Below are 25,861 nucleotides of genomic sequence, written 5' to 3'. Positions count from 1 at the left end.
CCTCAACTAAAGCGCTTGTTGGCGATGCGGTCCCAGCCGCCGGTGACGTTGCCGGCTGCCGCCCCGTCGCTGCGTTTCTGCTGGGTGTACAGAATGCGAACGCGGCCGAAGTTGATTTGCACGTGTTCCAGGGGCTCGCCGCTTTCACCGCTTTGGCTGAAGTCAGAAATGATCACTTCTTCGAGGCGCACTTCGTAGTACTTCAACTTGTCTCCACCGGCCCGGTACAGACACAAAGTCAGGTCCTTTATGTGCGTACCCGCGCAACTCGCTTCAAACAACGAAGCGCTGGATTTGTCCAGGCGCTTGCTGAAGCTGAAGTCGCTGAGGCTGGCCCGACCCGAGCCTGCGCCGCCGTTCGAGCTGGCGGTGGCCGAAGTGCTTTGGCTGACGCCGAAGTCGTAGGCCACGATTTCGATCCAACCCTTGTTGCGCTCATCCAGCGACTCGCCGTCTATCCCGTCCAGCTTGATGAATCCGTCAAATGCCATGCTGCATGTCCTTGCTGAGTTCAGGTCCAGCAAGGATAGGGAGCGTATTCCTGGCTTTGAAGCGCCAAGAGGGGGGGCAAAAGTACGATTCGGATCGGTCCTACGCTGGAGCCATAGCCCGTCTTACGGAAGATTCTGTAACGGGTGATGTTCGCCGCAGTAGTCGTTCAAAAGTGATGGGGAAGTGGCCGGATTCGCGTGGCGCGCAGAGGGTACGCGCCGACAGCAAATACCCGAGAGGGCTTACATCAAACCCGCGCTGTCTGCTTCTCGGTGGTTTCGATCGGCGAGGCGTCGGCGAAGTGGTTGACCTGACGCAAGGCCTTGAAACCCACCATCCAGGCGCCCACAACACCCAGAGTGCAGAGGCCGCCGATGATCGCGGCGGGCACGGCCCCCCAAAGCGCTGCGCTGCTGCCGGCGCGGAATTCGCCCAGTTCGTTGGACGAGCCAATGAACAACATATTCACGGCGTTTACCCGCCCGCGCATGTCGTCCGGCGTTGAGAATTGCACCAGTGTGGAGCGAATGTAGACGCTGACCATGTCCGCCGCACCGGCGATCATCAACGCCAGCAGCGACAGCCAGAACAGCGTCGACAGGGCGAACACCAGATTGGCGATACCGAACACCGCGACGGCGATGAACATGACCAGACCGACGTGTCGATCAAAAGGCCGGAAGCTCAGGTACAGGCCGGTGCTGACCTCCCCCAGACTCATCGCGCTGCGCAACGCGCCCAGCCCTTGTGGCCCCAGGTGCAGCACTTCGTGGGCATAAATCGGCAGCAGCGCCACGACGCCACCGAGCAGCACGGCGAACAGGTCGAGGGAAATGGTGCCGAGGATGATCGGCCGCGATCGAATGAACGCGATGCCGGCGGTAAAGCGCTTCCAGGCCGTGGACTCGAGGATCTGCTTCTTCCCGGCATAGAGCACCGGCACGCGGATCAGCAACAGCACGCCAGCGATGAAGCTGGCCATGCACACCGAGTAGGTCAATCCGCCGCCGCCCGCTGCATATAAACCGCCGCCGACCAGAGGCCCGGCGATGGTGGCAATGCGCATGATCATGCTGTTGGTGGCGATGGCCGAGGCGAGTTTTTCACGGGGGACGACTTGCGGCAGCAGGCTCTGCAACGCCGGCCCGGTGAACGCCCGCGCGCAACCGAACAGCGCCAGAGTGGCGTAAATGAGCCGCGTATCCTGATGGTGCGTGACCGAGAACAGCATCAGCATCAGGCTGCACACCGCTTGCACCGACCAACTGATGGTCAGGATCATCTTGCGATCATAGCGGTCGATCAGATCGCCGGCCGGCATCAACAACAGCAGCATGGGAATGAACTGCGCCAGGCCCACATACGCCAGCGAAATGGGGCTGCGGGTCATGTCGTAGACCTGCCAGGCGACGACGACCGCCTGAATTTGCATGGCGAAAACGGCAGCGAGACGCGCGGTCAGGAAGGCGAAAAAGCCGGGCAGCCGCAGGGCGCTTTTAGCGGAGGATTCAGAGGACGGGGCGGGCGATTCGGAGCTCAAGGCTAGGCATCCATCGAAGCGAGAGACGGCCGAGAGTTATACACCGGTCTGACGCAGTTCGCCGCTAGCTGTCAGGAATTTAATGATGGGTGGTGAGGGATATGCTGCGTGCGCATGAGAAAGCGGCGGCGGATCGAGTAGGAGTGCGCTGGGTCCAAGCCCCATTGGGAAGATCACTTTGTTCATCCGGCCCATTCTTAACCACTGCCAAATGAACTGTGGGAGCGAGCTTGCTCGCGAATAGGTCGGTACATCCGCCAAATCTTCAGCGGACCGCACGCCGTCTTCGTGAGCAAGCTCACTCCCACAGGGACTTTATTAAATGCCCGACATCGCGGGATCTGGACGACCGGGCATATCTTAAAGTACCTAAGGTTTACCGGCGAACCAGCAAAACCCCCGACTCCATGTGATGGGTATACGGGAACTGATCAAACAGCGCGCAGCGCTCGACCCGGTGGGTGTCGTGCAGTTGGGCGATGTTTGCGGCCAGGGTTTCCGGGTTGCACGAGATGTACAGAATGCGTTCGAAACGTCGCGTCAGCTCGCAGGTGTCCGGGTCCATGCCGGCGCGAGGTGGGTCGACGAACACGCTGCCGAAGTCGTAGCTCTTCAGATCGACGCCGGCCAGACGACGGAACGGGCGCACCTCATTCAGCGCTTCGGTCAGCTCTTCCGCCGAAAGGCGCACCAGCGACACATTATCCACCGCGTTGTCAGCCAGGTTACTCAGCGCCGCGTTGACCGAGGTCTTGCTGATCTCGGTCGCCAGCACCTTGCGCACGCGGGTCGCCAACGGCAGCGTGAAGTTGCCGTTGCCGCAATACAGCTCCAGCAAATCATCATCGCGGTCGCCCAGCGCGTCATACGCCCAGCTCAGCATTTTCTGGTTCACCGTGCCGTTGGGCTGGGTGAACGCGCCCTCCGGCTGGCGATAACTGAAGGGCCGGCCGGCGACTTCCAGCTGTTCGGTCACGTAATCGCGACCGATCACCAGACGCTGCCCCTTCGAACGGCCGATCACGCTGACCTTCAGATCAGCCGCCAATTGCTCGGCCTCGACTTGCCAGGCTTCATCCAGCGGGCGGTGATAGCACAGCGTGATCATGCCGTCGCCGGCCAGCGTGGTCAGAAAGTCCACCTGAAACAGCTTGTGATTGAGCGTCTTGCTGGCTTCCCAACGCTCCCGCAGCACCGGCATCAGCGTGTTGATCTGCTGGCTGGCGATGGGGAAATCGTTGATCAGAATCGGCGTGTGCTTGTCGCCCGGCGCGAACATGGCGTAGTGACGCTTGCCATCGTCGCGCCACAGGCGGAACTCGGCGCGCAGGCGGTAGTGCTCGCGCGGCGAGTCGAAAACCTGAGGTTCCGGCGCCTCGAAAGGCGCCAGCAGCTCGCGCAGACGCGCGGCCTTTTCATCGAGCTGAGCAGTGTAGTTTGCAGGGTCGAACGTAGAACTCATGGATAAAAGCCCAGCTTGATCACGAACAGAATCGACAGCACGACCAGTGCCGAATTCAGCTCGCGGCCCCGGCCCGACAACAGCTTGATCACGGTCCAGGAAATGAAGCCAAAGGCGATGCCGTTGGCGATCGAATAGGTGAACGGCATGGCCAGCGCGGTGATCACCACCGGTGCCGCTTCAGTGATGTCATCCCAGTTGATTTCGGCAAGGCCGGAGGTCATCAACACGGCCACGAACAGCAGGGCCGGGGCGGTGGCGAATGCCGGAACGCTGCCGGCCAGCGGTGCGAAAAACAGCGCCAAAAGAAACAGCACCGCCACCACGATGGCCGTCAGACCGGTACGGCCACCGGCGCTGACGCCCGCCGCGGATTCGATGTAACTGGTGGTGGTCGACGTGCCCAGCAGAGAGCCCGCCATCGCGGCGGTGCTGTCGGCGATCAGCGCACGGCCCATTTTCGGCATGTGGCCGTCCTTGCCCATCAGGCCCGCGCGCTTGGCGACGCCGATCAGAGTGCCGGAGTTGTCGAACAGGTCGACGAACAGGAAGGAGAAAATCACGCTGACCAGACCGATGTTCAGTGCGCCGGGAATGTCCAGCTGCAGGAAGGTCGGCGCCAGTGAAGGCGGCATCGACACCACGCCGCCAAACGGCGAGAAGCCCATTACGATCGAGATGATGGTCACGGCCAGAATGCCTATCAGCACGGCGCCCCGCACTTTCAAAGCTTCCAGCGCCACGATCAGCGCGAAGCCCAGGGCGGCAAGGATCGGTGCCGGTTTGGCCAGATCGCCCAGGCCGACCATGGTGGCCGGGTTGCTCACGACGATTTCAGCGTTGTGCAGCGCAATCAGCGCCAGGAACAGACCGATACCCGCGGCGATGGCCGAGCGCAACGGTAGCGGGATGCTGTTGATGATCCATTCGCGGATGCGGAAGATCGACAGCAGGAAAAACATCACTGCCGAAATGAACACCGCGCCCAGCGCCACTTGCCAGGTGTGGCCCATGTGCAGCACGACGGTGTAGGTGAAGAAGGCGTTCAGGCCCATGCCCGGCGCGAGGGCGATCGGGTAGTTGGCGATCAGGCCCATCACGGTCGAACCAATGGCCGCGGCCAGACAGGTGGCGACGAAGATCGCGCCCTTGTCCATGCCGGTCTCGCCAAGGATGCTCGGGTTCACGAACAGGATGTAGGCCATGGCCAGAAAGGTCGTGACCCCGGCCAGAATTTCGGTGCGCACATTGGTGTTATGTGCCCTGAGTTGAAACAACCGCTCCAGCATTTAAGGCTCCCCGGTGACGCTCCGCGTCATTTATGTAGTCGACTGAAACAGCAAAGCACTGCTCACCGAAACGGCTTGCACAAATTCTGCCAGTTGCAAAAAGCCGCGCATCATACCAGCAGCTCCGGGCGATGGGGCCTGGCGCTTGTCGCCGGATTGCAAATGTCCGGATCGGCCTTGCGCCAGGCCGGCGCTACGCTGCGTCAAAACGCCCGTCATAAACCCTGAACGTTTCCGAAACCACACAAGTCGTACCCCTTAAGACGCAGATCACTGCGCTGATCGAGTACCTACCGTGAGGCTTCCCATGAGTGCAACCAATGAACAGGCGTTCGCAGGGCATTCCATCGCCCTGACGTTGAACGGCCAGACCCGACAAGTGGACGTACAGCCCTGGACCACGCTGCTGGACATGCTGCGCGAGCAGCTCGATCTGGTAGGCACCAAAAAGGGCTGTGACCACGGCCAATGCGGTGCATGCACCGTGCTGCGTGACGGCAAACGCATCAATGCGTGCCTGACCCTGGCGATCATGTGTGATGGCGCCGAGCTGACCACGATCGAAGGGCTGGCCAACGGCGACACCCTGCACCCGATGCAACAAGCGTTCATCAAGCACGACGCCTTTCAGTGCGGCTACTGCACGCCCGGGCAGATCTGCTCGGCAGTGGGCCTGGCCAACGAAGGCCGCGCCAGCACCGATGACGAAGTGAAAGAACTGATGAGCGGCAACCTGTGCCGTTGCGGCGCCTACAGCAACATCCGTGCGGCAGTGGTTGAAGTCTTGCCATCAATGAATGCCGCACCGGATCAGGGAGGGCGCGGCCAATGAATCCCTTCAGCTACAGCAAACCGTCCGACATCGCACAGGCGGTCAATCTTGCAGGCCCTGCCAGCCGTTTCATCGCTGGCGGTACGAACCTGCTGGATTTGATGAAAGAAAACATCGCCCGTCCCGAGCACTTGATCGACATCACTGGGCTGCCGCTCAAAGACGTTCGCGCAACCGACAGCGGCGGCCTGATGATCGGCGCGCTGGTGAGCAACGCTGATCTGGCGTGGCACCCGCGGATCGAACGTGACTACCCATTGTTGTCTCAAGCCATTCTGGCGGGCGCCTCGCCGCAATTGCGTAACATGGCGAGCACCGGCGGCAACCTGTTGCAGCGTACCCGCTGCTACTACTTCTACGACTCAACCGTGCCGTGCAACAAGCGCGAGCCTGGCACGGGTTGCCCGGCTAAAGAAGGTCTGAACCGCATCCACGCGATCCTTGGTGCCAGTGATGCCTGCGTCGCGACGCACCCGTCGGACATGTGCGTGGCCTTGGCTGCGCTCGAAGCCCGCGTGCACGTTCAAGGGCGTGCCGGTGCGCGGGTCATCGAGTTTGCCGACTTCCACCGCTTGCCGGGGGATGCGCCCCAGCGCGACAACCAGCTGGCCGACGATGAACTGATTACGGCTGTCGAACTGCCTGCGCCGCGTTTCCAGCAGCACAGCCACTATTTGAAGATCCGTGACCGCGCGTCTTACGCCTTTGCCCTGATCTCGGTGGCCGCTGCCGTCGAACTCGATGGCGACGTCATTCGTGATGTGCGCATCGCCTTGGGTGGCGTGGCACACAAGCCTTGGCGCGACACGGCCGTTGAGCAGTCGCTCAAGGGTCAGCCGGTCTCGCGGGAAAACTTCGTTGCTGCTGCCGACGCGATGCTGCGCGACGCTCAGCCGCTGGCGCACAACGCTTTCAAGATCAAGCTGGCCCGCCGCGCGATCGTTCGCGCCTTGAGCGACGCCACCTTGGGAGGGACTGTTTAATGAACGCCAACACACCAATCCCGGGAAGCTCCGCGCTGGGCCAACCGATGGACCGCGTCGACGGACGCCTGAAAGTCACCGGCCAGGCCCGCTACGCCGGTGAGTACCCGGAGCATGGCTTGCTGCATGCTAGCGTCGTGTCCAGCACCATCGCCTCGGGCCGCGTCGTGCGCATCGATGCGACCCAAGCGCTGGCGGTGCCCGGCGTGGTGGCGGTCATTGATCACACCAATCGCCCGCACATCGCCAGCTATGACGAGCCTTATCAGGACGCCGATGCGGCCGAAGGTTCGCCGTTCCGCCCGTTCTATAACGATCGCGTGCTCTACAGCGGCCAGCCGCTGGCGTTGGTGGTGGCAGACACCCTTGAGCTGGCGCGGCATGCCGGCTCCCTTGTGCGTATCGAATACGAAACCGAGTCGCACCAGACCGACCTCGGCGTCGGCCAGAGTGACGCCCACACGGCACCTGCCGAAACGCCAAAGCCGCGCGGGGATTTTTCGCGCGCATTCGCCCAGGCGGCGGTGACGGTCGACACCCACTACAGCACGCCTAACGAACACCACAATCCGATGGAACCCCACGCGTCGACGGTGTTTTACAAGGCCGACGGCAGCCTGGAGATTCACGATAAAACCCAGGGCACGCAGAACTGCCAGGACTACCTGCACAGCGTGTTCGGCCTGGAGAAAGAAAAGATTCGCGTCCTCGCCGCCTTCGTCGGTGGCGCGTTCGGTTCCGGCCTGCGCCCGCAATACCAACTGCCACTGGCCGTGATGGCAGCGCTGAAACTCCAGCGTTCGGTACGCCTGACGCTGACCCGCCAGCAGATGTTCACCTTCGGCTACCGCCCCCAGACCCTGCAGCACATGCGCCTGGGTGCTTCCAAAGACGGCAAGCTGACAGCGATTGCTCACGACGCGATCGGCCAGACCTCGCGTTTCGAAGACTTCGCCGAGCACGTCGTTGAATGGAGCGGCATGCTCTATCAGTGCGACAACGTGCAGTTGAGCTACAAGCTGGCGCCGCTGGACGTTTACACGCCGCTGGACATGCGCGCACCGGGCGCCGCTTCCGGCATGGTCGCGCTGGAATGCGCCATGGACGAGCTGGCCATTGCGGCCGGCATCGACCCGGTGCAGCTGCGGATCGTCAACTTTGCCGACAGCAACGGCAACGAAGGCAAGCCGTATTCAAGCAAGGAACTGCTGGCCTGTTACGAGCAGGGCGCCGAGCGCTTCGGCTGGAACAAGCGTAACCCCGAGCCGCGCAGCATGCGTCAGGGCCGTCAGCTGGTAGGTTGGGGCATGGCCGGCGGTGTGTGGGAAGCCATGCAAATGCCGGCCAGCGCCAAAGCCAGTATCGACAGCAGCGGCAAGATCACCGTCAGCAGTGCCACCACTGACATCGGCACCGGCACGTACACGGTCATGACTCAGATCGCCGCCGAAGCCGCCGGTGTGAATCCGGACGACGTTACCTTCGTGCTGGGTGATTCTTCGCTGCCGACGTCGCCGTTGCAGGGTGGCTCGTTCACCGTGTCGTCCGTGGGTACTGCCGTGCAGCAGGCCTGCCGTGCTTTGCGCGCCAAGTTGCTCGACGCCGTGCGAATGGCGCATCCGCAATACGCGGTGGTGGACATGGCCGACGTCGGTTACGGCGACGGTTATCTGCTCATCGACGATCAGCGTTTTGCCTATGCCGACATCGTCCGCGAGTCGTCCCACGAGACGCTGGAAGTGCAAATCGACGCCAAGCCTGACGACAAGCGCGAAGGCTATTCGACGGCGACTCACTCGGCGGTGTTCGTCGAAGTGTTGGTGGACGAAGACCTGGGCACCATTCGCGTTAATCGTGTGGTGGACGCAGTCGCGGCGGGCCGCGTGGTCAACCCGAAAACCGCGCGCAGCCAGATCCTCGGCGGCGTGGTCTGGGGCATTGGTCAGGCGTTGCAGGAAGAGAGCCAGACCGACCATACCCTCGGGCGCTTCATGAACCATAGCCTGGCCGAGTACCACATCCCGGTGAACGCCGACATCGGTGAGATCGACGTGTTGTTCGTGGAAGAGAACGACGACATAGTCAATGATCTGGGCTCCAAGGGTGTAGGCGAGATCGGCATCGTCGGCGTGGCTTCTGCCATCGCCAATGCCATCTTCCACGCCACGGGCAAGCGTGTTCGGGAATTCCCGATTACGCTGGATAAAGTGCTTTAACCCACGCCGGACCTTGTAGCCTGACCGTTCCACGCGCTGCGTGGGAACGGTCATCTGCTGCTGAACCCCCTTCATTCAATGTCGCCCCAGTGCAAGCACAGGTCGCGCTGGTGCGCTTGATGCTCAGGCCTGCTGCGTACCTTGCATCGACGCGGCAGCCATCGAATTGCCGCGGGTCTTCAAGCCTTGAAAAACTGCCGAAAAGAGCTGAATAAAATAACGAGCCGAGCCGAGGAGCACCCATGAAGTCATTTATTCGTCATTTCAGTTGCGCTGTGTTGATGCTGAGCAGCACCGTCCTGCTGGCGGCGGAACCCGCCAAATGCCAGAACGTGCGCATGGGTGTGGTCAACTGGACGGACGTCGTCGCCACCAGCGCTGTCGCCGAAGTGCTGCTGCAGAACATGGGGTACGACGTGAAACAGACCAGCGCCGCCCAGCAAATCGTCTTCGGTGGTCTGCGTGACGATCGACTCGACGTCTTCATGGGTTACTGGAAACCGGCGATGGACAAGAACATCGCGCCCTTTGTGGCGGCCAATCAGGTCAAGGTGCTCGACGTGCCCAGCATGAGCGATGCCCAGGCCACGCTGGCGGTGCCGGATTACGTGGCGTCAGGCGGGCTGAAAACCTTCGGCGATATCGCCAGATTCAAGGACAAGCTCGGCGGCAAGATCTACGGCATCGAGCCCGGCACCGGTGCCAACGCCAACATCAAGGGCATGATCGAGAAGAACCAGTTCGGCCTCGGCGGCTTCCAGTTGGTCGAGTCCGGCGAAGCGGGCATGCTCGCGGCGGTGCAGCGCGCGATCAAGCGTAACGAATGGGTGGTATTCGTCGGCTGGACCCCGCACCCGATGAACATCAATATGAAGATCGCCTACCTCACCGGCAGCGAAGACGTGTTCGGCCCGGGCGAAGGTGCGGCGACCGTTTCAGTGGTCACGGCGCCCGATTACGCGGCTCGTTGCCCGAACGTCAGCAAGCTGATGAGCGACCTGAAGTTCACCGCCGCTCAGGAAAGCCAGATGATGGTGCCGATCATGGACCGCAAGGCGCCGAACGACGTTGCCCGCCAGTGGCTCAAGGATCATCCTGAAGACATGAAACGCTGGCTGGATGGCGTGACCACCTTCGATGGCAAGGATGCTGCGGCCGCCGTGCAAGTGGCGGTGAACAAGTAAATCAACAGGCCTGGCCAAGGGCTCGGGCTGGAGCAGCCAATGCCCACGTCTTACCCGTTGTCACCCGAGATGTCGGCGTTCGTGACCAAAACGCTGAGCTTCAGCAGCGCGTCGGAGGACATCAACGAGCAGCGCCGTGCGTATGCGCGGATGAGCGAAGCGTTCACACCCGCCCGTCCGGCAAATCTCGATGTCAGGGATTTTGCCCTCGGCGGCGTGGCGGTGCGCAGTTACCGACCTCGGCGGCTGTCCCTCGAACACCCGGCGCCGTGCGTGATGTATATCCACGGCGGCGGCTGGGTGGTCGGCGATCTGGATTCCCATGACTTTCTGACCGCAGCCCTGGCGGCCGACCTCAACGCCGTGGTCGTCGCCGTGGATTACCGGCTGGCGCCCGAACACCCGTTTCCCGCAGGATTCGGCGACTGTCTGGCGGTCTGGCACGCCTTGCAGATTCAGGCGCAGCGGCTGGACATCGACCCGCGTCGCATCGCCATTGCCGGGGACAGCGCCGGTGGCAATCTCGCCGCTGCGGTGTGTCTGGCGCTGCGCGATTCCGGTGAGCGTCAGCCAGTGGGGCAGGCGCTGATTTACCCCGAGCTCGGGGGCGACACCGATCTGCCCTCGCGCCGTGAATGCGCCGACGCACCGCTTCTTTCCACCGATGAGCTGGGGTTCTACCGGCAGATGTACATGGCGCCGGACGAACAATCGGCCTACGCCCGTCCGCTCCACGCAGCTGATTTCCATGACCTGGCGCCTGCGTTTATTGCCGTCGCGCAGTTCGACCCGTTGCGTGACGACGGTGTTGCCTACGAGCGCGCGCTGCGTGAAGCGGGCGTGCGCACCGAGTTCGATCCCGGTCTCGGGCTGCTTCACGGTAGCCTCAGGGCCAAAGGCCAAGTGCCGGAAGTCGACGCGCTTTATCAGCGACTGATTTCTGCGCTGATGGGCTTTATTCGCGATCCGTTGTAGGACCTTCTACTCGGGCTTTTTCAGTGCTGCGCTGCAACTCCACGCACCCTGTTCTGCTTCCCGCCAACTGCACCGCCCTGGCGGGTGAGTCAACTCGCCACGCGACAAAAGACCACGCAGAGCAAGTGCCGAAATGGGACTACTCTTTCACTGTCAGCTGACCTGGATCAATGCTCTGAACTGTATTGATCGAACTGGCCGCCTGACGCATCCCCCGGTCGCCGACCTGAGCACGAATCCAAGAGAACAAACGCCACACCTCGTACTCAATACACCGGGGGCAGTCGCTGAAGGCCCTGAGTCTGAAGCCAGTTCCACCTGATAGAGGAAGACCTATGTTCGGCTTAGAGGCGCTCGATCTCGCCCGAATCCAGTTTGCGTTCACCGTTTCATTTCACATTCTTTTCCCTGCCATCACCATTGGTCTGGCGAGCTTCCTTGCGGTGCTTGAAGGCTTGTGGCTGAAAACCCATGACAACACCTACCGCGACCTTTATCACTTCTGGTCGAAGATCTTTGCCGTCAACTTCGGCATGGGTGTGGTTTCGGGTCTGGTCATGGCGTATGAGTTCGGTACCAACTGGAGCCGCTTCTCCGATTTCGCCGGCGCGGTCACCGGGCCGCTGCTGACCTATGAAGTGCTCACCGCATTCTTCCTCGAAGCGGGTTTTCTCGGCGTCATGCTGTTCGGCTGGAACCGCGTCGGTCGCGGCCTGCACTTCTTCGCCACTTCGATGGTGGCCGTCGGCACACTGATTTCGACCTTCTGGATTCTGGCTTCCAACAGCTGGATGCAAACCCCCCAGGGCTTCGAGATCGTCGATGGCCGGGTGATTCCGGTGGACTGGTTCGCGGTGATCTTCAACCCGTCGTTCCCGTATCGACTGACGCACATGGCAATCGCTGCCTTTGTCGCAACGGCGTTCTTCGTCGGCGCCTCGGCGGCCTGGCATCTGCTGCGTGGCCGCGACAACCCGGCGATTCGCAGAATGCTGTCCATGGCCATGTGGATGGCGTTGATCGTTGCGCCGATTCAGGCAATGGTGGGCGACGCTCACGGCTTGAACACCCTGGAGCACCAGCCGGCCAAGATCGCCGCCATCGAAGGTCACTGGGAAAACGTCGGCGGCGAGCCGACCCCGCTGATCCTCTTCGGCATCCCGGACATGAAGGAGGAGCGCACCAAGTACGCCGTCGAGATTCCGTACCTGGGCAGCCTGATCCTGACCCACAGCCTGGACAAGCAGATTCCGGCGCTGAAGTCCTTCCCGCCGGAGGACCGTCCGAATTCGCTGATCGTGTTCTGGTCGTTCCGCGTCATGGTGGCGCTGGGCATGCTGATGATCGCGGTCGGTCTGTGGAGCGCCTGGCTGCGCTGGCGCGGCGGGCTGTACACCAATCGCTGGTTCTTGCGTCTGGTCATGTGCATGGGGCCGGCCGGTCTGCTCGCCATGCTGGCGGGCTGGTTCACCACCGAAATCGGGCGTCAGCCGTGGGTGGTCTATGGGCTGATGCGTACTGCCAATGCGGCGTCCCGCCACAGCGTTGAGCAGCTGAGCATCACGCTGGTGTTGTTCGTCGTGGTGTATTTCCTGCTGTTCGGCACAGGCTTCGGCTACATGATGCGTCTGGTACGCAAAGGGCCCAAAACCCACGAAGGGGATACTCCGGCACATGGCGGACCTGGGCAGAAACGCACCCCAGCGCGTCCTCTCTCTGCTGCTGATGAAAGCAGCACGGACCACCGCAAAGACAGCCTGACTGAGGGGAACTGAGCCATGGGTATCGATCTTCCACTGATCTGGGCCGTGATCATCATCTTCGGCGTCATGATGTACGTCATCATGGACGGCTTCGATCTGGGCATCGGGATACTGTTCCCGTTTATGAAGGACAAGACCGACCGCGACGTGATGATGAACACCGTCGCGCCGGTCTGGGACGGCAACGAGACCTGGCTGGTGCTGGGCGGGGCCGGCTTGTTCGGCGCCTTCCCGCTGGCCTACTCGGTCGTGCTTGAGGCGCTGTATCTGCCGCTGATCTTCATGCTGTTCGGGCTGATCTTCCGCGGCGTTGCATTCGAGTTCCGCTTCAAGGCCACCGACGTCAAGCGGCACCTGTGGGACAAGGCGTTCATCGGCGGTTCGCTGGTGGCGACGTTCTTCCAGGGCGTGGCACTGGGCGCGTACATCGACGGCATTCCCGTGGTCGACCGTGCCTATGCCGGAGGCGGGCTGGACTGGCTGACGCCGTTCTCGATCTTCTGTGGTCTGGCGCTGATCGTGGCCTATGCCTTGCTCGGCTGCACCTGGCTGATCATGAAAACCGAGGGGCCGTTGCAGAAAGCGATGCACGATCTGGCACGCCCTTTGGCCCTGGCCACGCTGGTGGTCATGGCCATCGTCAGCCTGTGGACGCCGCTGGCCCACCAAGCCATCGCCGATCGCTGGTTCAGCCTGCCAAACCTGTTGTGGTTCATGCCGGTGCCGGCGCTGGTCATGCTGACGATGTACGGCCTGTTCAAAGCGGTGGCGCGTAATGCCAACTACGCACCGTTCCTCCTGACGCTGGTGTTGATCTTCCTCGGCTACAGCGGGCTGGGTATCAGCCTGTGGCCGAACATCATTCCGCCGACTGTGTCGATCTGGGCAGCGGCATCGCCGCCACAGAGTCAGGGGTTCATGCTGGTCGGTACACTGTTCATCATTCCGCTGATCCTGGGTTACACGTTCTGGAGCTACTACGTATTCCGCGGCAAAGTCACCCACGAACACGGCTATCACTAGCAGGCAATGGCCCCGGTTTCTCCTCGGGGCCCCACTGCGGGAGAAGAGGGTTTAGCGATGTCGGTTAAAGAATCTGTTCAGCACGAAGCCCGGAATCAGGATGAGCACAGCCGCGAGGTTGATCCAGCGCAGGGCAAGCCACTGTGGCAGCGCATCGGCTGGCTAGTGGTCATCTGGACCGGCAGCGTGCTGGCCCTCTTCGTGGTCGCCATGCTGCTGCGCATGTTCATGACAGCGGCAGGCATGAAGTCCCACTGAGTGATGCTCGCTCAATAAAAAACCCGCTTCGGCGGGTTTTTTTGTGCGGTCATGTTGGCGTTGCTGCAACACTTTGGGAGCGAGTTTGCTCGCGAAGAGGATTCTACTTACGCGCTTTGAGAATCACGAATTTCGGCGTCGCCGCCACTTGCTCCACGCCCCTGAACAACCGAGCCAGTTTGCTGTGATAGCCCAGGTGCCGGTTGCCGACGATGTACAGCGCGCCGCCGGTGACCAGTGCCGAGCGCGCCTGCTGGAACATCCGCCAGGCGAGGAAATCGCCGACCACTTGCTGCTGATGGAAGGGCGGATTGCACAGGATGACGTCCAGCGAATCGGGTTCCTGCGCCGCCAGCCCGTCACCTGCGTGAATCACCGCCGGGCGCTTGCCGAAGGCCAACGCCCAGTTCTCCTGCGCCGACTGCACCGCCATGAATGACTCGTCCACCAGCGTGTAATGAGCGTCGGGGTTTTCCAGCGCGCTGGCGATGGCGAGCACGCCATTGCCGCAACCCAGATCGGCGACCCGCGCTGAGCCCAGGCCCTTGGGCAAGTACGGCAGGAAGGCGCGGGTGCCGATGTCCAGACTGTCGCGGCAGAACACGTTGGCGTGGTTGATCAACTCGATCTTCGGCTCGTCCAGCGTGTAACGGGTGGGGTAGGGCGAGGGTTGCACGGTTTTGGCTTCAGGCGTGCAAAACAGCAGCCGCGCCTTTTTTACCGCGAGCGATGCCTGCACCGGGCCGATGTACTCTTCCATCAGCTCCCCCGCGGAGCGTGGCAGGTGCTTGATCATGCCGGCAGCGACGACTCTGGCGTTCGGGGCCAGTTGGCCCTGCAAACGAATCAGCTGCTCTTCCAGCAAGGCGAGGGTCTTGGGTACGCGAATCAGCACCCAGTCGAAGGGACCGGTCAACGGCGCGCTCGCCGGGATCACAGGCACCGCGTCGTAGGTCAGGCCATTGCGCACCAGGTTCTTTTCCAGGGCCTGAGCGCTGAGGTACGAATCCGTGCCGCTGACCACCGTGGCATGGGGCGCAAGGCTCGCTGCGAGCGCGCCGAAACTGTCGTTGAGCACCAGCACCCGCGTTTGCAGCGTCACGCCCTGTTCAGCGACATGGTTGAGCAGGTACTCGTCGGCAGCATCGAAGGCCTGCAAGGGCTCATCCGACTGCTCCGGCTGGCGGATCAGGTCGAGCTGGGCAAACGGGGTGGTAAGCAGCGGCATGGGCGGAGCAGTTCCAGTCGTTGATGGCGCGACCGGCGTATCGGCGGCAGTTACACCTGCGCCGGCGTGTCCAGGTTCGCAAAGCCGGCGATTTTACGTGTTTTTGCCCGCGCGCACCGGGCTTTTCTCCCCTGCCTCACCTTGCGCCTAGATCACCCCATCTTTCGTTGCCTGGACCACTGCCGACATCTTGTTGCAGGCGCCGATCTTCTGGATGGCTTTGCCAACGTGGAAGTTAACGGTGCGCGCTGTGACATCCAGGATCAACGCGACTTCTGCCGCCGTCTTGCCAGTCGCGGACCACTTCAATACCTCTACCTCCCTGATCGTCAGGCCCTTGTAGGCGAGCGTCTGCGCGTTCGCCGTGCAGTCTTCCCCCAGCTTCCTAATACCCATCGTGTGCCTCCATGCTCAGTCTTGATCGTCCTGATCGAAGTCTAGGAAACAATTACGGCCCGGGATGGAGCGCGGTTCGTGGTCGCGTCGAAGTACCGCCCCGATTAGCTGCAGACATGATTTGTAAAAGCTAAGGGAATCATGAGGTTAGGGCGATTGTGTGCGTCTGCATGAATCACCTGGCGATAACGCCGATAGCGAAATGCTCTAAAAATCGCATCAGTCGTTGCGGATATCACTACAAACCGGTGGTGTTTATCACGGCGGGTTTGCGGGACACTGATCACCCTTTTTGTGAGACAGGAGCCAGGAGCGCCCCATGACTGCCAGTGCAGAGAAATTCACCCGGCAAACGCTGCTGGACGTTACGCCGCTGACTCCCAGTCTCTTTACCTTTCGCACCACCCGCGATCCCGGTTTCCGCTTCACGGCAGGACAGTTCGCACGTTTGGGCGTGACCAAAGCCGACGGCACCACGGTGTGGCGGGCGTACTCGGTGGTGTCTTCGCCCTTCGATGAATTCCTCGAGTTCTTCTCCATCGTGGTGCCCAACGGCGAATTCACCAGCGAGCTGAGCCGGCTTCGTCAGGGCGACACGCTGATGGTGGAAAAACAGGCGGTGGGTTACCTGACCCTTGATCGCTTCACCGATGGTCGCGACCTCTGGATGTTATCCACAGGGACCGGCGTTGCGCCGTTCCTGTCGATCCTGCAGGACTTCGAGGTCTGGGAAAAATTCGAGCGCATCATTCTGGTGTACAGCGTCCGCGAGTCCCGTGAACTGGCCTACCAGCAGCTCATCGCCGAGCTGACCCAGCGCGAATACCTGGCCGAGTACGCGCACAAGTTCAGATTCATCGCAACGGTGACGCGGGAGCCGCATCCCGGTGCGCTCAACGGACGGATTACCACGCTGATCGAAAACGGTGAGTTGGAGAAGGCGGCCGGCGTCGCGCTGACACCCGAGCACTCACGGGTGATGATCTGCGGCAATCCGCAGATGATCGAGGACACCCGCGCGGTACTGAAAACCCGTGACATGCGCCTGGCGTTGACGCGCAAGCCGGGACAGATTGCGGTGGAGAATTACTGGTAGGTGTGTGCTGCGGTAGCTGCTGAAAAACCTTTGTGGGAGCGAGCTTGCTCGCGAAGGCTCACTTTCATTCACTAGAGAAAGTGGCTGAATGCCCCGGCCCCTTCGTGAGCAAGCTCACTCCCACATGTTATGACCGGCCTCAAACGAACCGGTCAGGCGTCACTGGCAGTGGCGCAGCCGGCTTGCTGTTTTGCTCTTTCAGCAGGTCGCGTATTTCGCCCAGCAGCAGCTCTTCCTTGGACGGGGTTGGCGGCAAGGTCGGTGCTTTGGCCTCTTCGCGTTTCAGGCGGTTGATCGCCTTGACGCCCATGAAGATGGCGAATGCGACGATGATGAAGTCGATCACGGTCTGAATGAACTTGCCGTAGGCCAGCACCACCGCAGGTGCAGTCCCTTCAGCAGGCCGCAGCATGATGGCCAGATCACTGAAGTCCACGCCGCCGATCAGCAACCCGAGGGGCGGCATGATTACATCGCCGACGAACGACGAAACGATCTTGCCGAATGCCGCGCCGATGATGATACCGACGGCCATGTCGACGACGTTTCCTTTTACGGCAAAGGCTTTGAACTCGCTTAGTACGCTCATGGGTGTATTCCTTTGTTACAGATGAGAGTGGTAAATGCAGTGTAAGTCAGCTACCTGCATCTCGCTTAATCCATGCAATCGACCGGGTCCGTCCCGGTAAGTTTTATTTAATCCTCCAAAAGCGTGCGTGCCCGATGGCGCTGCAACCGGCGGTTTGAGGCATCGGGTATGATTGCCCTCTTTTTACATCGGGGGTGTCATGGCCAAGGCCAAACGCATGTACGGCTGCACCGAGTGCGGTTCGACGTTTCCCAAATGGGCCGGCCAGTGCAGCGAATGCGGTGCCTGGAATACCCTCGTTGAAACCGTGATCGACAACAGTACGGCGGCTGCGCCCAGCGGTCGTTCCGGCTGGACCGGCCAGCAGGCGCAGATTAAAACCCTGGCGGAAGTCAGTGTTGAAGAAATCCCGCGTTTTTCCACCAACTCCACTGAGCTGGACCGCGTTCTTGGCGGCGGCCTGGTGGATGGCTCTGTGGTGTTGATTGGCGGCGACCCCGGCATCGGCAAATCGACCATTCTGTTGCAGACCCTCTGCGCCATCGCCGAGCGCATGCCGGCGCTGTACGTCACTGGCGAAGAGTCGCAGCAGCAGGTCGCGATGCGCGCCCGTCGGCTTGGCTTGCCCCAGGACAAACTGCGGGTCATGACCGAGACCTGCATCGAAACCATCATTGCCACGGCGCGCATCGAGCAGCCGAAGGTCATGGTGATCGATTCGATTCAGACCATCTTCACCGAACAGCTGCAATCAGCGCCCGGCGGCGTATCCCAGGTTCGCGAGAGTGCCGCATTGCTGGTGCGCTACGCCAAGCAGAGCGGCACCGCGATCTTTCTGGTCGGCCACGTCACCAAGGAAGGCGCGCTTGCCGGGCCTCGGGTGCTGGAGCACATGGTCGACACCGTGCTGTATTTCGAAGGCGAGTCCGATGGCCGCCTGCGTTTGCTGCGTGCGGTCAAAAATCGCTTCGGCGCCGTCAACGAATTGGGGGTCTTCGGCATGACCGACAAAGGCCTGAAAGAAGTCTCGAACCCCTCGGCGATCTTTCTCACACGAGCGCAGGAAGAAGTCGCGGGCAGTGTGGTCATGGCCACGTGGGAAGGCACCCGCCCGATGTTGGTCGAAGTGCAGGCGCTGGTCGATGACAGCCACCTTTCCAACCCGCGTCGCGTGACCTTGGGGCTGGATCAAAACCGGCTGGCCATGCTGCTGGCGGTACTGCACCGCCACGGCGGCATCCCCACCCATGACCAGGATGTGTTTCTCAACGTCGTGGGCGGGGTGAAAGTGCTGGAAACCGCTTCCGACCTGGCCTTGATGGCCGCCGTCATGTCCAGCCTGCGCAACCGTGCGCTGCCGGGCGACTTGCTGGTGTTTGGCGAAGTGGGCTTGTCCGGCGAAGTTCGGCCCGTGCCCAGTGGGCAGGAGCGTCTCAAGGAAGCGGCCAAGCACGGCTTCAAACGCGCCATCGTGCCCAAGGGCAACGCCCCGAAAGAGTCGCCGCCGGGCCTGACGGTGATTGGCGTGACTCGCCTGGATCAAGCACTGGACGCGTTGTTCGAGTAAGGACAGCGCGTTCTATAGATGTATGAGTGCGCCCAGCTCACGCTCCAGTTCATCGTGATCGGCAATATTGAGTTCGATCAGTCGACGCAGGTGCGTCACTGAATCGAGCTCGATGTGCTTGCAGACAAACCCCAGGTGATTGTGATCATCGTGGGTCAGCTGCACTTCCATCACGACATCAATACCGTCCTGCAACTCAATGTCGACCATGAAGCGTTCATCGGGATCACCCTCCCAGGGTGACGGCTTTTCGATCAGCAGCCCCTTGAGCGACAGGTCGATCAGCTGAACCGTCCAGGTTTTGCCGCCTTGTGTGAGTTTCGTTTTCGCGTCGAATGCAACACGTTTGAAGCGACGACGATCTTTGTGGTTCTCGGTCATTACGCTACTACTCCTTCAGCGCCTGAAGCGCCCGCTGCGTTGACTATAGGACAAATATCGCGCTAGACCATCGTGGGGGTAGCCTTTCGCTCCGGCGGCGCTAAACTCCGCTTGCTGAACAACAATAAGTCCACTCAGTTGGAAACAAAAAAAATGAAAAACAATAATGGTCTGCTGCGCCACGTGCCCTGGCTGATTGTTGCGATCCTTGGGGCCTGGGCTCTGGGAGTGGTTGCATTGCGTCGCGGGGAGGCGATCAATGCACTCTGGATTGTGGTCGCCGCAGTGGCCATTTATCTGGTCGCTTATCGCTATTACAGCCTGTTCATCGCAACCAAGGTCATGCAACTCGACCCGACTCGGGCCACCCCCGCGGTGCTCAAGAACGACGGGCTCGACTACGTTCCCACCAATAAACACATTCTCTTCGGTCACCACTTTGCTGCCATTGCCGGGGCCGGTCCGCTGGTCGGTCCGGTGCTCGCCGCGCAGATGGGCTATCTGCCCGGCACGCTCTGGCTGATCGCCGGCGTCGTGCTGGCGGGTGCGGTTCAGGACTTCATGATCCTGTTCCTGTCCACGCGCCGTAACGGTCGCTCCCTGGGCGACATGGTGCGCGAAGAAATGGGCCGCATCCCTGGCACCATCGCGTTGTTCGGCTGTTTCCTGATCATGATCATCATCCTCGCGGTGCTGGCGCTGATCGTCGTCAAGGCACTGGCCGAGAGCCCATGGGGCATGTTCACGGTCATGGCGACGATTCCGATCGCGATGTTCATGGGCATCTACATGCGCTTCATCCGCCCGGGCCGCATCGGCGAGATCTCGGTGGTGGGCGTCGTGCTGTTGCTGCTGTCGATCTGGGTCGGTGGCCTTGTGGCAGCGAGCCCTGAGTGGGCGCCGATGTTCACCTTCACTGGCGTGCAGATCACCTGGATGCTGGTCGGTTACGGTTTTGTCGCAGCCATGCTGCCGGTCTGGCTGGTGTTGGCGCCTCGCGACTACCTGTCCACGTTCCTCAAAATCGGCACCATCATCGCGCTGGCGATCGGCATCCTGATTCTTGCGCCTGAGCTGAAAATGCCTGCGCTGACGCAGTTCACCGACGGCACCGGTCCGGTCTGGAAAGGCACCCTGTTCCCGTTCCTGTTCATCACCATTGCCTGTGGCGCCGTCTCCGGTTTCCACGCCCTGATTTCTTCGGGCACCACGCCGAAGCTGCTGGATAACGAAGTCAACGCCCGTTACATCGGTTACGGCGGCATGCTCATGGAATCGTTCGTGGCGATCATGGCCATGGTCGCGGCCTCGGTCATCGAGCCAGGCGTGTACTTCGCGATGAACAGCCCGGCGGCCATCGTCGGCTCCGATGTCGCTTCGGTCGCGCAGATGGTCAGCAGTTGGGGTTTCCTCATCACACCGGATCAATTGACCGCTGTGGCGAAGGACATCGGCGAAAACACCGTGCTGGCCCGTGCCGGTGGTGCACCGACTCTGGCGGTGGGTATCGCGCAGATCCTGCACCAGGCCTTTCCGGGTCAGAACACTATGGCGTTCTGGTACCACTTCGCGATTCTGTTTGAAGCGCTGTTCATCCTGACGGCAGTCGATGCCGGTACCCGTGCCGGCCGCTTCATGCTGCAGGACCTGCTGGGCAGTTTCGTGCCTGCGCTGAAACGCACCGAGTCCTGGACCGCCAACGCCATCGGTACCGGTGGTTGCGTCGCGCTGTGGGGGTATCTGCTGTATCAGGGCGTGATCGATCCGCTGGGCGGGATCAACACGTTGTGGCCACTGTTCGGTATCTCCAACCAGATGCTCGCGGGTATCGCGCTGATGCTGGCGACGGTCGTGCTGATCAAAATGAAGCGTCAGCAGTACGTCTGGGTCACCATCCTGCCGGCTTCATGGCTGCTGATCTGCACCGTGACCGCAGGCTTCATCAAGCTGTTCGACCCGAGCCCTGCGGTAGGCTTCCTGGCGCTGGCGAAGAAATACAGCGCGGCGGCAGACGCCGGTCAGGTGCTGGCTCCGGCCAAGACCATGGATCAGATGCAGCACGTGATATTCAACGCGTACACCAACGCCACCCTGACCACATTGTTCCTGTTCGTGGTCCTGAGCATTCTGTTCTATGCGTTGAAGGTCGGTCGGGCGGCGTGGGTCAAGAAAGAGCGTACCGACAAGGAATCGCCGTTCCAGGCTTTCCCGGAAACCCACTGAGTGCGCTGTAACGCGAGGAGCTGCCTATGTTCAACGATCTGAGTCGCCTGGGTAAGTATCTCGGTCAGGCCGCTCGCCTCATGGTGGGCATGCCGGATTACGACAACTACGTTGAGCATATGCAGAAGACTCACCCGGACAAGCCGGTGATGTCCTACGAAGCGTTCTTTCGGGAACGCCAGGACGCACGTTACGGCGGGAAGGGCGGGCCCAAGTGTTGCTAATGATGTGACCCTGGGTCATGTAGGAGTGAGCTTGCCCGCGATGCGCTGATTCAGTCGCCGCTGTACTGACTGACATTTCGAATCGCCAGCAACTTCACTCCTGTTTTTTTTCAGTGAATCGAGGTCTTTTTTTGTTCACACCTATCCCCGTCACGATCCTCAGCGGCTTTCTCGGCGCCGGCAAAACCACTCTGCTGCGCCATTTGCTCAAAGAAGAGCACGGCCTGAAGATCGCCGTGATCGAGAACGAATTCAGTGACGCCGGCGTCGACACCCAGCTGCTGGGCGATGAGCCCGTGCAGGTGATGACCCTGTCCAACGGCTGCGTCTGCTGCACCATTCACACCGACCTCACCAAAGCGCTGTATCTGCTGCTGGAACGCCTCGACAGTGGCGAGATCGCCTTCGATCGGCTGGTCATCGAATGCACCGGCCTGGCAGACCCCGCACCGGTGGCGCAGACCTTCTTCATCGACGAGGAGCTGTGCGAGCGCTACATCCTCGACGGCATCATCACGCTGGTTGACGCGGCCCACGCCGACACGCACCTGGAGCAGACCATCGCCCAGGCGCAGATTGGCTTTGCGGATCGTCTGCTGGTGAGCAAGACCGATTTGGTGGATGAGGCGACCTTCACCGCGCTAAGCGAGCGACTGACCCGCATCAACCGACGCGCGCCGATCCGTGTGGTCGAGCACGGCAAGATTGATCTGGCCGAGTTGCTGGATGTGCGCGGCTTCAACCTGAACGCTGACATCGGCGGGATGACCCTACGCCCGGCGGCTCCGGCAGGCCGCTCCATCGACCGGATCAGCAGCCTGGTTCTGCGCAGTGACCAGCCGCTGGATATCGACAGGCTCAGCACCTTCATGAACGAGCTGCTGGAAGAGCACGGCAAACAACTGCTGCGCTACAAAGGCGTGCTGAACATCGCTGGCGAAGACCGCAAGCTGGTGTTTCAGGGGGTGCTGAAGCTGTACGGATTTGATTTCGATGTGGAGTGGGCGGATGGCGAAAAGCGCGAAAGCGTGATCGTGTTCATTGCCGATGAACTGCCGGAAGAGAAGATCCGGGCGGGGTTTGCAGGCGTTGCTGCAGATTAGATATCGCGTGCGGGAATGGTCCGTAAGAGGAGCTATCCCGCCTGCGTAGGACCGTTCCGAATCGTACTTTCAACCCCCCTCCCTACGCTTCTAAACCCTACATCCCGTCCCTATCCTTGCTGGATCTGAAGTCAAGCAAGGACGGGCAGCCTCATGTCCAAGCCCTACGTGTTCATCAATGACCGCACACAAACCTACTTCACGCTCAAAGCTCGGGTCGGCGGCAGCGCAAAGTTTGATGTGCTGAATGCGCACATTCGCAATGTGGTGGTTATGCCGGGCCAGCTGGTGATTGTCAGCGACGGTTCGATGGGCAGCCTCACGGCAGAAGAAACCGAGCTGATGAACCTGGCGTGGAACGTCCATCGACAGGTTAAAGGCTCGGGCAGCGAACTGATCAAGAACTACGACCTGATGCAGAACATGCTCAGTTACGGATCGCTGGGCGTCGGCGCCGCCACAGGCAGTCGGAGTAAACACCTTAACGGCGTGCAGAAAACCCTCGAAGAAATCGAGCGGCTGTACAAGCTGTCGCTGGCACGCGGCACGGCCATCGCCCGGCAGGAGTTCATCAACCAGCGGCGCGTGCTGTTTGCCAGGCTGGATGTTCAGCTGGAAGGTATCGCCCGCTGGGGGACCGGGTTGACTAAAAAAGGCCCACTGAAAAAGATGCTGGGGCTATCGACCAAAAGTTATCTGCGCACCGGGGAGATACAGGGCTACGCCGCGCGAATTGCGAAGATCGCCAAGGTGGCGAAGTTGCTGAAGCATGGGACGGCGGTTGGGATTGGGTTGAATATCGCATCAACCGCGCTTGAGATTAAGGAAGCTTGCTCGACCGGGCGGGAGGAAGTATGTCGACGGGCTCATTATGTTGAAGGCTCAAAGTTAGTGGGGGGCGTGCTACTCGGACTTGCCGGGGGGGAAGTGGGGGCAGTAGCCGGGCCGGTGGTGTGTCTGGCTGTGTTTGGTGCGCCTACCTTGGGGCTAGCTGCTTTAGGTTGCGGAATTATTGCCGGCGGGGCTTTAGCCTATGCAAGCGGCACAATGGGCGAAGCAGGTGGCGAACTTCTTGGGGAGAAGCTCTACGAATGGACACCCTGATTTCATACGACGCGGCTATTTGGTTGACGCTGATAGAATTCGTTTTGATCTTCATCCACTTGGTCTCGTCTCATATCTTTTTCTTGAAATACATGGAGCGCATTGAAGATTATCTTTCCGACATCGAGATGATCGGCTTACATGCAGACTATTACGGTGATACTTGGCTGGGCCGAAGAATGCGCGAGTCGTTCATTACGATGATCTTGATCATGCCGGGTGCATTTAAAAAGCAGGAAGTCATTCCACCGTACAAGCTTCAGAAGCTTCCTGGCCACTTTCGGTTCTGGATCAAATTTTTCTTTTATTCCGCGATAGTTCTTCTTTCTGCAATGACCGTGCTCTACCTGCGTCTAAAGCAGGGAAGCGTGTAGCCAGTTCTTGATTGAAAGACCATCGAAATCTCAGCCCTAACTCCTGATGACTTGCGCCTCTTCGACGTAGACAAGAAGCAGATACGAGGAGACAGCCACAACAAAAAGCCCGGCTAACAAGCCGGGCTTTTCACTTCAAGCAACCGCTATCAAGCGCCGTAAACCGGCAGCTTGGCGCAGATGGCCTGGACCTTCTCACGTACGGCGTTGATCACCGCTTCGTTGTTCAGGTCTGCCAGGATGTCGCAGATCCAGCCGGCCAATTCCTTGCACTCTGCTTCCTTGAAGCCGCGAGTGGTCACGGCCGGAGTGCCAAAGCGCAGGCCGGAGGTGACGAACGGGGAGCGTGGATCGTTTGGCACCGAGTTCTTGTTCACGGTGATAAACGCTTTGCCCAGTGCGGCATCGGCGTCTTTGCCGGAGATGTCCTGCTTGATCAGCGACAGCAGGAACAGGTGGTTTTCAGTACCGCCGGAGACCACGTCGAAACCGCGCTCGATGAACACGCCGGCCATGGCCTTGGCATTTTTCACCACTTGTTCCTGGTAGGTCTTGAACTCAGGCTGCAGTGCTTCCTTGAAGCAAATCGCCTTGGCGGCGATGACGTGCTCCAGAGGACCGCCCTGGCCACCCGGGAAGACAGCGGAGTTCAGCTTCTTCTCGATGTCGGCGTTGGCGCGCGCCAGGATCAGGCCACCGCGCGGGCCGCGCAGGGTTTTGTGGGTGGTGGTGGTAACAACGTCAGCGAAGGGGACCGGGTTCGGGTAAACGCCTGCAGCGACCAGACCGGCCACGTGCGCCATGTCGACGAACAGGTAGGCGCCGACTTTGTCAGCGATTGCGCGGAAACGCGGGAAGTCGAGGATCTGCGAGTAGGCCGAGAAACCGGCAACGATCATTTTCGGTTTGTGCTCGACGGCCAGACGCTCGACTTCGTCGTAATCGATCAGGCCGTTGCCGTCGATGCCGTACTGAACGGCGTTATACAGCTTGCCCGACGAAGAAACGCTGGCGCCGTGGGTCAGGTGACCGCCGTGGGCCAGGCTCATGCCGAGGATGGTGTCGCCAGCATTGAGCAGGGCCAGATATACCGCGCTGTTGGCTTGGGAGCCTGCGTGGGGCTGGACGTTGGCGTAATCGGCGCCGAACAGTTGCTTGGCGCGATCAATGGCCAGTTGCTCGACGATGTCGACGTATTCGCAGCCACCGTAGTAACGCTTGCCTGGGTAGCCTTCAGCGTATTTGTTGGTGAGAACCGAGCCCTGGGCTTCCATGACTGCCGGGCTGGTGTAGTTCTCCGAGGCGATCAGCTCGATGTGATCTTCCTGACGCTTGGCTTCCTGTTCCATGGCGGCGTACAGGTCGGCGTCGTACTTGGCGATGGTCAAATTGCGGCTGAACATGGCGGTCCTCGGGGATCGGGCAGTAGAAAAGGGGAGCATTCTAACCCATCAGGTTTTATCTGGCATATGAAAGCGGGTCATGTGCGTGATGAGCGCTGTGCAAGGCTAAAGTCTGGCCGCAAGCCTCAAGCCTCAAGCCTCAAGCCTCAAGCCTCA

Annotated in this window: 24 protein-coding genes; 15 read left to right on the top strand and 9 right to left on the bottom strand. The window is 60.7% G+C overall.

What is annotated here, in order from left to right; all coding sequences use genetic code 11:
• Nucleotides 1-2 precede the first annotated feature (2 nt).
• The 4 genes from QMX88_RS12610 to QMX88_RS12595 form a co-directional block, all read right to left on the bottom strand.
• Nucleotides 3-491, bottom strand: a complete 489-nt coding sequence (locus QMX88_RS12610; protein WP_282369722.1) for an Hcp family type VI secretion system effector — start codon at nucleotides 489-491, stop codon at nucleotides 3-5.
• Between the two features lie 248 nt (nucleotides 492-739).
• Entirely contained in the window at nucleotides 740-2,032 is a 1,293-nt protein-coding gene (locus tag QMX88_RS12605) for an MFS transporter (protein WP_282369720.1), read from the bottom strand.
• A 376-nt stretch (nucleotides 2,033-2,408) separates the two neighbouring features.
• Nucleotides 2,409-3,494, bottom strand: a complete 1,086-nt coding sequence (trmA, locus tag QMX88_RS12600; protein WP_282369718.1) for a tRNA (uridine(54)-C5)-methyltransferase TrmA — start codon at nucleotides 3,492-3,494, stop codon at nucleotides 2,409-2,411.
• Nucleotides 3,491-4,783 carry an NCS2 family permease gene (locus tag QMX88_RS12595; protein ID WP_282369716.1) on the bottom strand — a complete coding sequence of 431 codons (1,293 nt, stop codon included), beginning with the start codon at nucleotides 4,781-4,783 and terminating at the stop codon, nucleotides 3,491-3,493. The genes trmA and QMX88_RS12595 overlap by 4 nt, the downstream gene beginning before the upstream one ends.
• Before the next feature lie 307 nt (nucleotides 4,784-5,090).
• On the opposite strand from QMX88_RS12595, the gene QMX88_RS12590 reads away from it, so the two are divergent.
• The 8 genes from QMX88_RS12590 to QMX88_RS12555 all read left to right on the top strand — a co-directional run bounded on the left by QMX88_RS12590 (nucleotide 5,091) and on the right by QMX88_RS12555 (nucleotide 14,017).
• Nucleotides 5,091-5,615, top strand: a complete 525-nt coding sequence (locus tag QMX88_RS12590; RefSeq protein ID WP_192173267.1) for a (2Fe-2S)-binding protein — start codon at nucleotides 5,091-5,093, stop codon at nucleotides 5,613-5,615.
• On the top strand, nucleotides 5,612-6,598 hold the full coding sequence (locus tag QMX88_RS12585; protein WP_282369711.1) for an FAD binding domain-containing protein: 987 nt from the start codon (nucleotides 5,612-5,614) through the stop codon (nucleotides 6,596-6,598). Before QMX88_RS12590 ends, QMX88_RS12585 begins: the two co-directional genes overlap by 4 nt.
• Entirely contained in the window at nucleotides 6,598-8,814 is a 2,217-nt protein-coding gene (locus QMX88_RS12580) for a xanthine dehydrogenase family protein molybdopterin-binding subunit (RefSeq protein ID WP_282369708.1), read from the top strand. The genes QMX88_RS12585 and QMX88_RS12580 overlap by 1 nt, the downstream gene beginning before the upstream one ends.
• Nucleotides 8,815-9,056: 242 nt before the next feature.
• On the top strand, nucleotides 9,057-9,998 hold the full coding sequence (gene choX / locus QMX88_RS12575) for a choline ABC transporter substrate-binding protein (protein ID WP_282369706.1): 942 nt from the start codon (nucleotides 9,057-9,059) through the stop codon (nucleotides 9,996-9,998).
• 39 nt (nucleotides 9,999-10,037) lie between these two features.
• Nucleotides 10,038-10,973, top strand: a complete 936-nt coding sequence (locus QMX88_RS12570; RefSeq protein ID WP_282369704.1) for an alpha/beta hydrolase — start codon at nucleotides 10,038-10,040, stop codon at nucleotides 10,971-10,973.
• Nucleotides 10,974-11,308: 335 nt separating this feature from the next.
• Nucleotides 11,309-12,748, top strand: a complete 1,440-nt coding sequence (locus tag QMX88_RS12565) for a cytochrome ubiquinol oxidase subunit I (protein ID WP_282369702.1) — start codon at nucleotides 11,309-11,311, stop codon at nucleotides 12,746-12,748.
• A gap of 3 nt (nucleotides 12,749-12,751) precedes the next feature.
• The gene (cydB, locus tag QMX88_RS12560) at nucleotides 12,752-13,759 is read left to right on the top strand and encodes a cytochrome d ubiquinol oxidase subunit II (protein ID WP_282369700.1); all 1,008 of its coding nucleotides are present in this window, start codon (nucleotides 12,752-12,754) and stop codon (nucleotides 13,757-13,759) included.
• Nucleotides 13,760-13,816: 57 nt separating this feature from the next.
• The gene (locus QMX88_RS12555) at nucleotides 13,817-14,017 is read left to right on the top strand and encodes a DUF2474 domain-containing protein (RefSeq protein WP_282369698.1); all 201 of its coding nucleotides are present in this window, start codon (nucleotides 13,817-13,819) and stop codon (nucleotides 14,015-14,017) included.
• Nucleotides 14,018-14,120: 103 nt separating this feature from the next.
• On the opposite strand, the gene QMX88_RS12550 is transcribed toward QMX88_RS12555, so the two are convergent.
• Nucleotides 14,121-15,245: a methyltransferase gene (locus tag QMX88_RS12550; RefSeq protein WP_282369696.1), complete on the bottom strand. Its 1,125-nt coding sequence runs from the start codon at nucleotides 15,243-15,245 to the stop codon at nucleotides 14,121-14,123.
• 147 nt (nucleotides 15,246-15,392) lie between these two features.
• Entirely contained in the window at nucleotides 15,393-15,641 is a 249-nt protein-coding gene (locus tag QMX88_RS12545; RefSeq protein WP_192173259.1) for a helix-turn-helix transcriptional regulator, read from the bottom strand.
• A 319-nt stretch (nucleotides 15,642-15,960) separates the two neighbouring features.
• On the opposite strand from QMX88_RS12545, the gene QMX88_RS12540 reads away from it, so the two are divergent.
• A complete protein-coding gene (locus QMX88_RS12540; protein WP_192173258.1) occupies nucleotides 15,961-16,737 on the top strand; it encodes a ferredoxin--NADP reductase in 777 nt (258 codons plus the stop codon).
• 139 nt (nucleotides 16,738-16,876) lie between these two features.
• On the opposite strand, the gene mscL is transcribed toward QMX88_RS12540, so the two are convergent.
• Complete coding sequence (gene mscL / locus QMX88_RS12535) at nucleotides 16,877-17,326, bottom strand: large-conductance mechanosensitive channel protein MscL (protein ID WP_192173257.1); 450 nt, start codon at nucleotides 17,324-17,326, stop codon at nucleotides 16,877-16,879.
• A gap of 199 nt (nucleotides 17,327-17,525) precedes the next feature.
• Here mscL and radA point away from each other — a divergent pair, with 199 nt between their 5' ends.
• Nucleotides 17,526-18,893 (top strand): DNA repair protein RadA, encoded by a 1,368-nt coding sequence (gene radA, locus QMX88_RS12530; RefSeq protein WP_074888638.1) that lies wholly within the window; start codon nucleotides 17,526-17,528, stop codon nucleotides 18,891-18,893.
• Between the two features lie 12 nt (nucleotides 18,894-18,905).
• Here the strand turns inward: radA and QMX88_RS12525 are convergent, their stop codons facing one another.
• Complete coding sequence (locus QMX88_RS12525) at nucleotides 18,906-19,274, bottom strand: PilZ domain-containing protein (protein ID WP_282369687.1); 369 nt, start codon at nucleotides 19,272-19,274, stop codon at nucleotides 18,906-18,908.
• A 153-nt stretch (nucleotides 19,275-19,427) separates the two neighbouring features.
• On the opposite strand from QMX88_RS12525, the gene QMX88_RS12520 reads away from it, so the two are divergent.
• The 5 genes from QMX88_RS12520 (at nucleotide 19,428) to QMX88_RS12500 (ending at nucleotide 24,302) form a co-directional block, all read left to right on the top strand.
• Nucleotides 19,428-21,497, top strand: coding sequence for a carbon starvation CstA family protein (locus QMX88_RS12520; RefSeq protein ID WP_192173254.1), 2,070 nt, complete (start codon nucleotides 19,428-19,430; stop codon nucleotides 21,495-21,497).
• Between the two features lie 26 nt (nucleotides 21,498-21,523).
• A complete protein-coding gene (locus QMX88_RS12515) occupies nucleotides 21,524-21,721 on the top strand; it encodes a YbdD/YjiX family protein (protein WP_065987541.1) in 198 nt (65 codons plus the stop codon).
• Between the two features lie 131 nt (nucleotides 21,722-21,852).
• Nucleotides 21,853-22,824: a GTPase gene (gene yjiA / locus QMX88_RS12510; RefSeq protein ID WP_282369681.1), complete on the top strand. Its 972-nt coding sequence runs from the start codon at nucleotides 21,853-21,855 to the stop codon at nucleotides 22,822-22,824.
• A gap of 153 nt (nucleotides 22,825-22,977) precedes the next feature.
• On the top strand, nucleotides 22,978-23,928 hold the full coding sequence (locus QMX88_RS12505) for a hypothetical protein (RefSeq protein WP_282369678.1): 951 nt from the start codon (nucleotides 22,978-22,980) through the stop codon (nucleotides 23,926-23,928).
• Nucleotides 23,916-24,302 (top strand): hypothetical protein, encoded by a 387-nt coding sequence (locus tag QMX88_RS12500; protein WP_192173252.1) that lies wholly within the window; start codon nucleotides 23,916-23,918, stop codon nucleotides 24,300-24,302. The genes QMX88_RS12505 and QMX88_RS12500 overlap by 13 nt, the downstream gene beginning before the upstream one ends.
• Nucleotides 24,303-24,451: 149 nt before the next feature.
• On the opposite strand, the gene glyA is transcribed toward QMX88_RS12500, so the two are convergent.
• Complete coding sequence (glyA, locus tag QMX88_RS12495; protein ID WP_192173251.1) at nucleotides 24,452-25,705, bottom strand: serine hydroxymethyltransferase; 1,254 nt, start codon at nucleotides 25,703-25,705, stop codon at nucleotides 24,452-24,454.
• Nucleotides 25,706-25,861 lie beyond the last annotated feature (156 nt).

Source organism: Pseudomonas sp. PS02290 (assembly GCF_029960075.1).
Lineage (GTDB): Bacteria > Pseudomonadota > Gammaproteobacteria > Pseudomonadales > Pseudomonadaceae > Aquipseudomonas.
Note: the sequence above shows the minus strand (reverse complement) of the source record. Positions and strands in the feature narration are given on the sequence as shown.

What these genes read in the sequence shown, in the direction of transcription:
- QMX88_RS12520 (WP_192173254.1), top strand. Translation starts at nt 19,428, where the DNA reads ATGAAAAACAATAATGGTCTGCTGCGCCACGTGCCCTGGCTGATTGTT.
- QMX88_RS12540 (WP_192173258.1), top strand. Translation starts at nt 15,961, where the DNA reads ATGACTGCCAGTGCAGAGAAATTCACCCGGCAAACGCTGCTGGACGTT.
- QMX88_RS12590 (WP_192173267.1), top strand. Translation starts at nt 5,091, where the DNA reads ATGAGTGCAACCAATGAACAGGCGTTCGCAGGGCATTCCATCGCCCTG.
- QMX88_RS12515 (WP_065987541.1), top strand. Translation starts at nt 21,524, where the DNA reads ATGTTCAACGATCTGAGTCGCCTGGGTAAGTATCTCGGTCAGGCCGCT.
- QMX88_RS12555 (WP_282369698.1), top strand. Translation starts at nt 13,817, where the DNA reads ATGTCGGTTAAAGAATCTGTTCAGCACGAAGCCCGGAATCAGGATGAG.
- QMX88_RS12545 (WP_192173259.1), bottom strand. Translation starts at nt 15,641, where the DNA reads ATGGGTATTAGGAAGCTGGGGGAAGACTGCACGGCGAACGCGCAGACG.
- choX (WP_282369706.1), top strand. Translation starts at nt 9,057, where the DNA reads ATGAAGTCATTTATTCGTCATTTCAGTTGCGCTGTGTTGATGCTGAGC.
- QMX88_RS12550 (WP_282369696.1), bottom strand. Translation starts at nt 15,245, where the DNA reads ATGCCGCTGCTTACCACCCCGTTTGCCCAGCTCGACCTGATCCGCCAG.
- mscL (WP_192173257.1), bottom strand. Translation starts at nt 17,326, where the DNA reads ATGAGCGTACTAAGCGAGTTCAAAGCCTTTGCCGTAAAAGGAAACGTC.
- radA (WP_074888638.1), top strand. Translation starts at nt 17,526, where the DNA reads ATGGCCAAGGCCAAACGCATGTACGGCTGCACCGAGTGCGGTTCGACG.
- QMX88_RS12585 (WP_282369711.1), top strand. Translation starts at nt 5,612, where the DNA reads ATGAATCCCTTCAGCTACAGCAAACCGTCCGACATCGCACAGGCGGTC.
- QMX88_RS12525 (WP_282369687.1), bottom strand. Translation starts at nt 19,274, where the DNA reads ATGACCGAGAACCACAAAGATCGTCGTCGCTTCAAACGTGTTGCATTC.
- QMX88_RS12565 (WP_282369702.1), top strand. Translation starts at nt 11,309, where the DNA reads ATGTTCGGCTTAGAGGCGCTCGATCTCGCCCGAATCCAGTTTGCGTTC.
- QMX88_RS12570 (WP_282369704.1), top strand. Translation starts at nt 10,038, where the DNA reads ATGCCCACGTCTTACCCGTTGTCACCCGAGATGTCGGCGTTCGTGACC.
- QMX88_RS12595 (WP_282369716.1), bottom strand. Translation starts at nt 4,783, where the DNA reads ATGCTGGAGCGGTTGTTTCAACTCAGGGCACATAACACCAATGTGCGC.
- QMX88_RS12580 (WP_282369708.1), top strand. Translation starts at nt 6,598, where the DNA reads ATGAACGCCAACACACCAATCCCGGGAAGCTCCGCGCTGGGCCAACCG.
- trmA (WP_282369718.1), bottom strand. Translation starts at nt 3,494, where the DNA reads ATGAGTTCTACGTTCGACCCTGCAAACTACACTGCTCAGCTCGATGAA.
- glyA (WP_192173251.1), bottom strand. Translation starts at nt 25,705, where the DNA reads ATGTTCAGCCGCAATTTGACCATCGCCAAGTACGACGCCGACCTGTAC.
- QMX88_RS12610 (WP_282369722.1), bottom strand. Translation starts at nt 491, where the DNA reads ATGGCATTTGACGGATTCATCAAGCTGGACGGGATAGACGGCGAGTCG.
- QMX88_RS12500 (WP_192173252.1), top strand. Translation starts at nt 23,916, where the DNA reads ATGGACACCCTGATTTCATACGACGCGGCTATTTGGTTGACGCTGATA.
- QMX88_RS12505 (WP_282369678.1), top strand. Translation starts at nt 22,978, where the DNA reads ATGTCCAAGCCCTACGTGTTCATCAATGACCGCACACAAACCTACTTC.
- cydB (WP_282369700.1), top strand. Translation starts at nt 12,752, where the DNA reads ATGGGTATCGATCTTCCACTGATCTGGGCCGTGATCATCATCTTCGGC.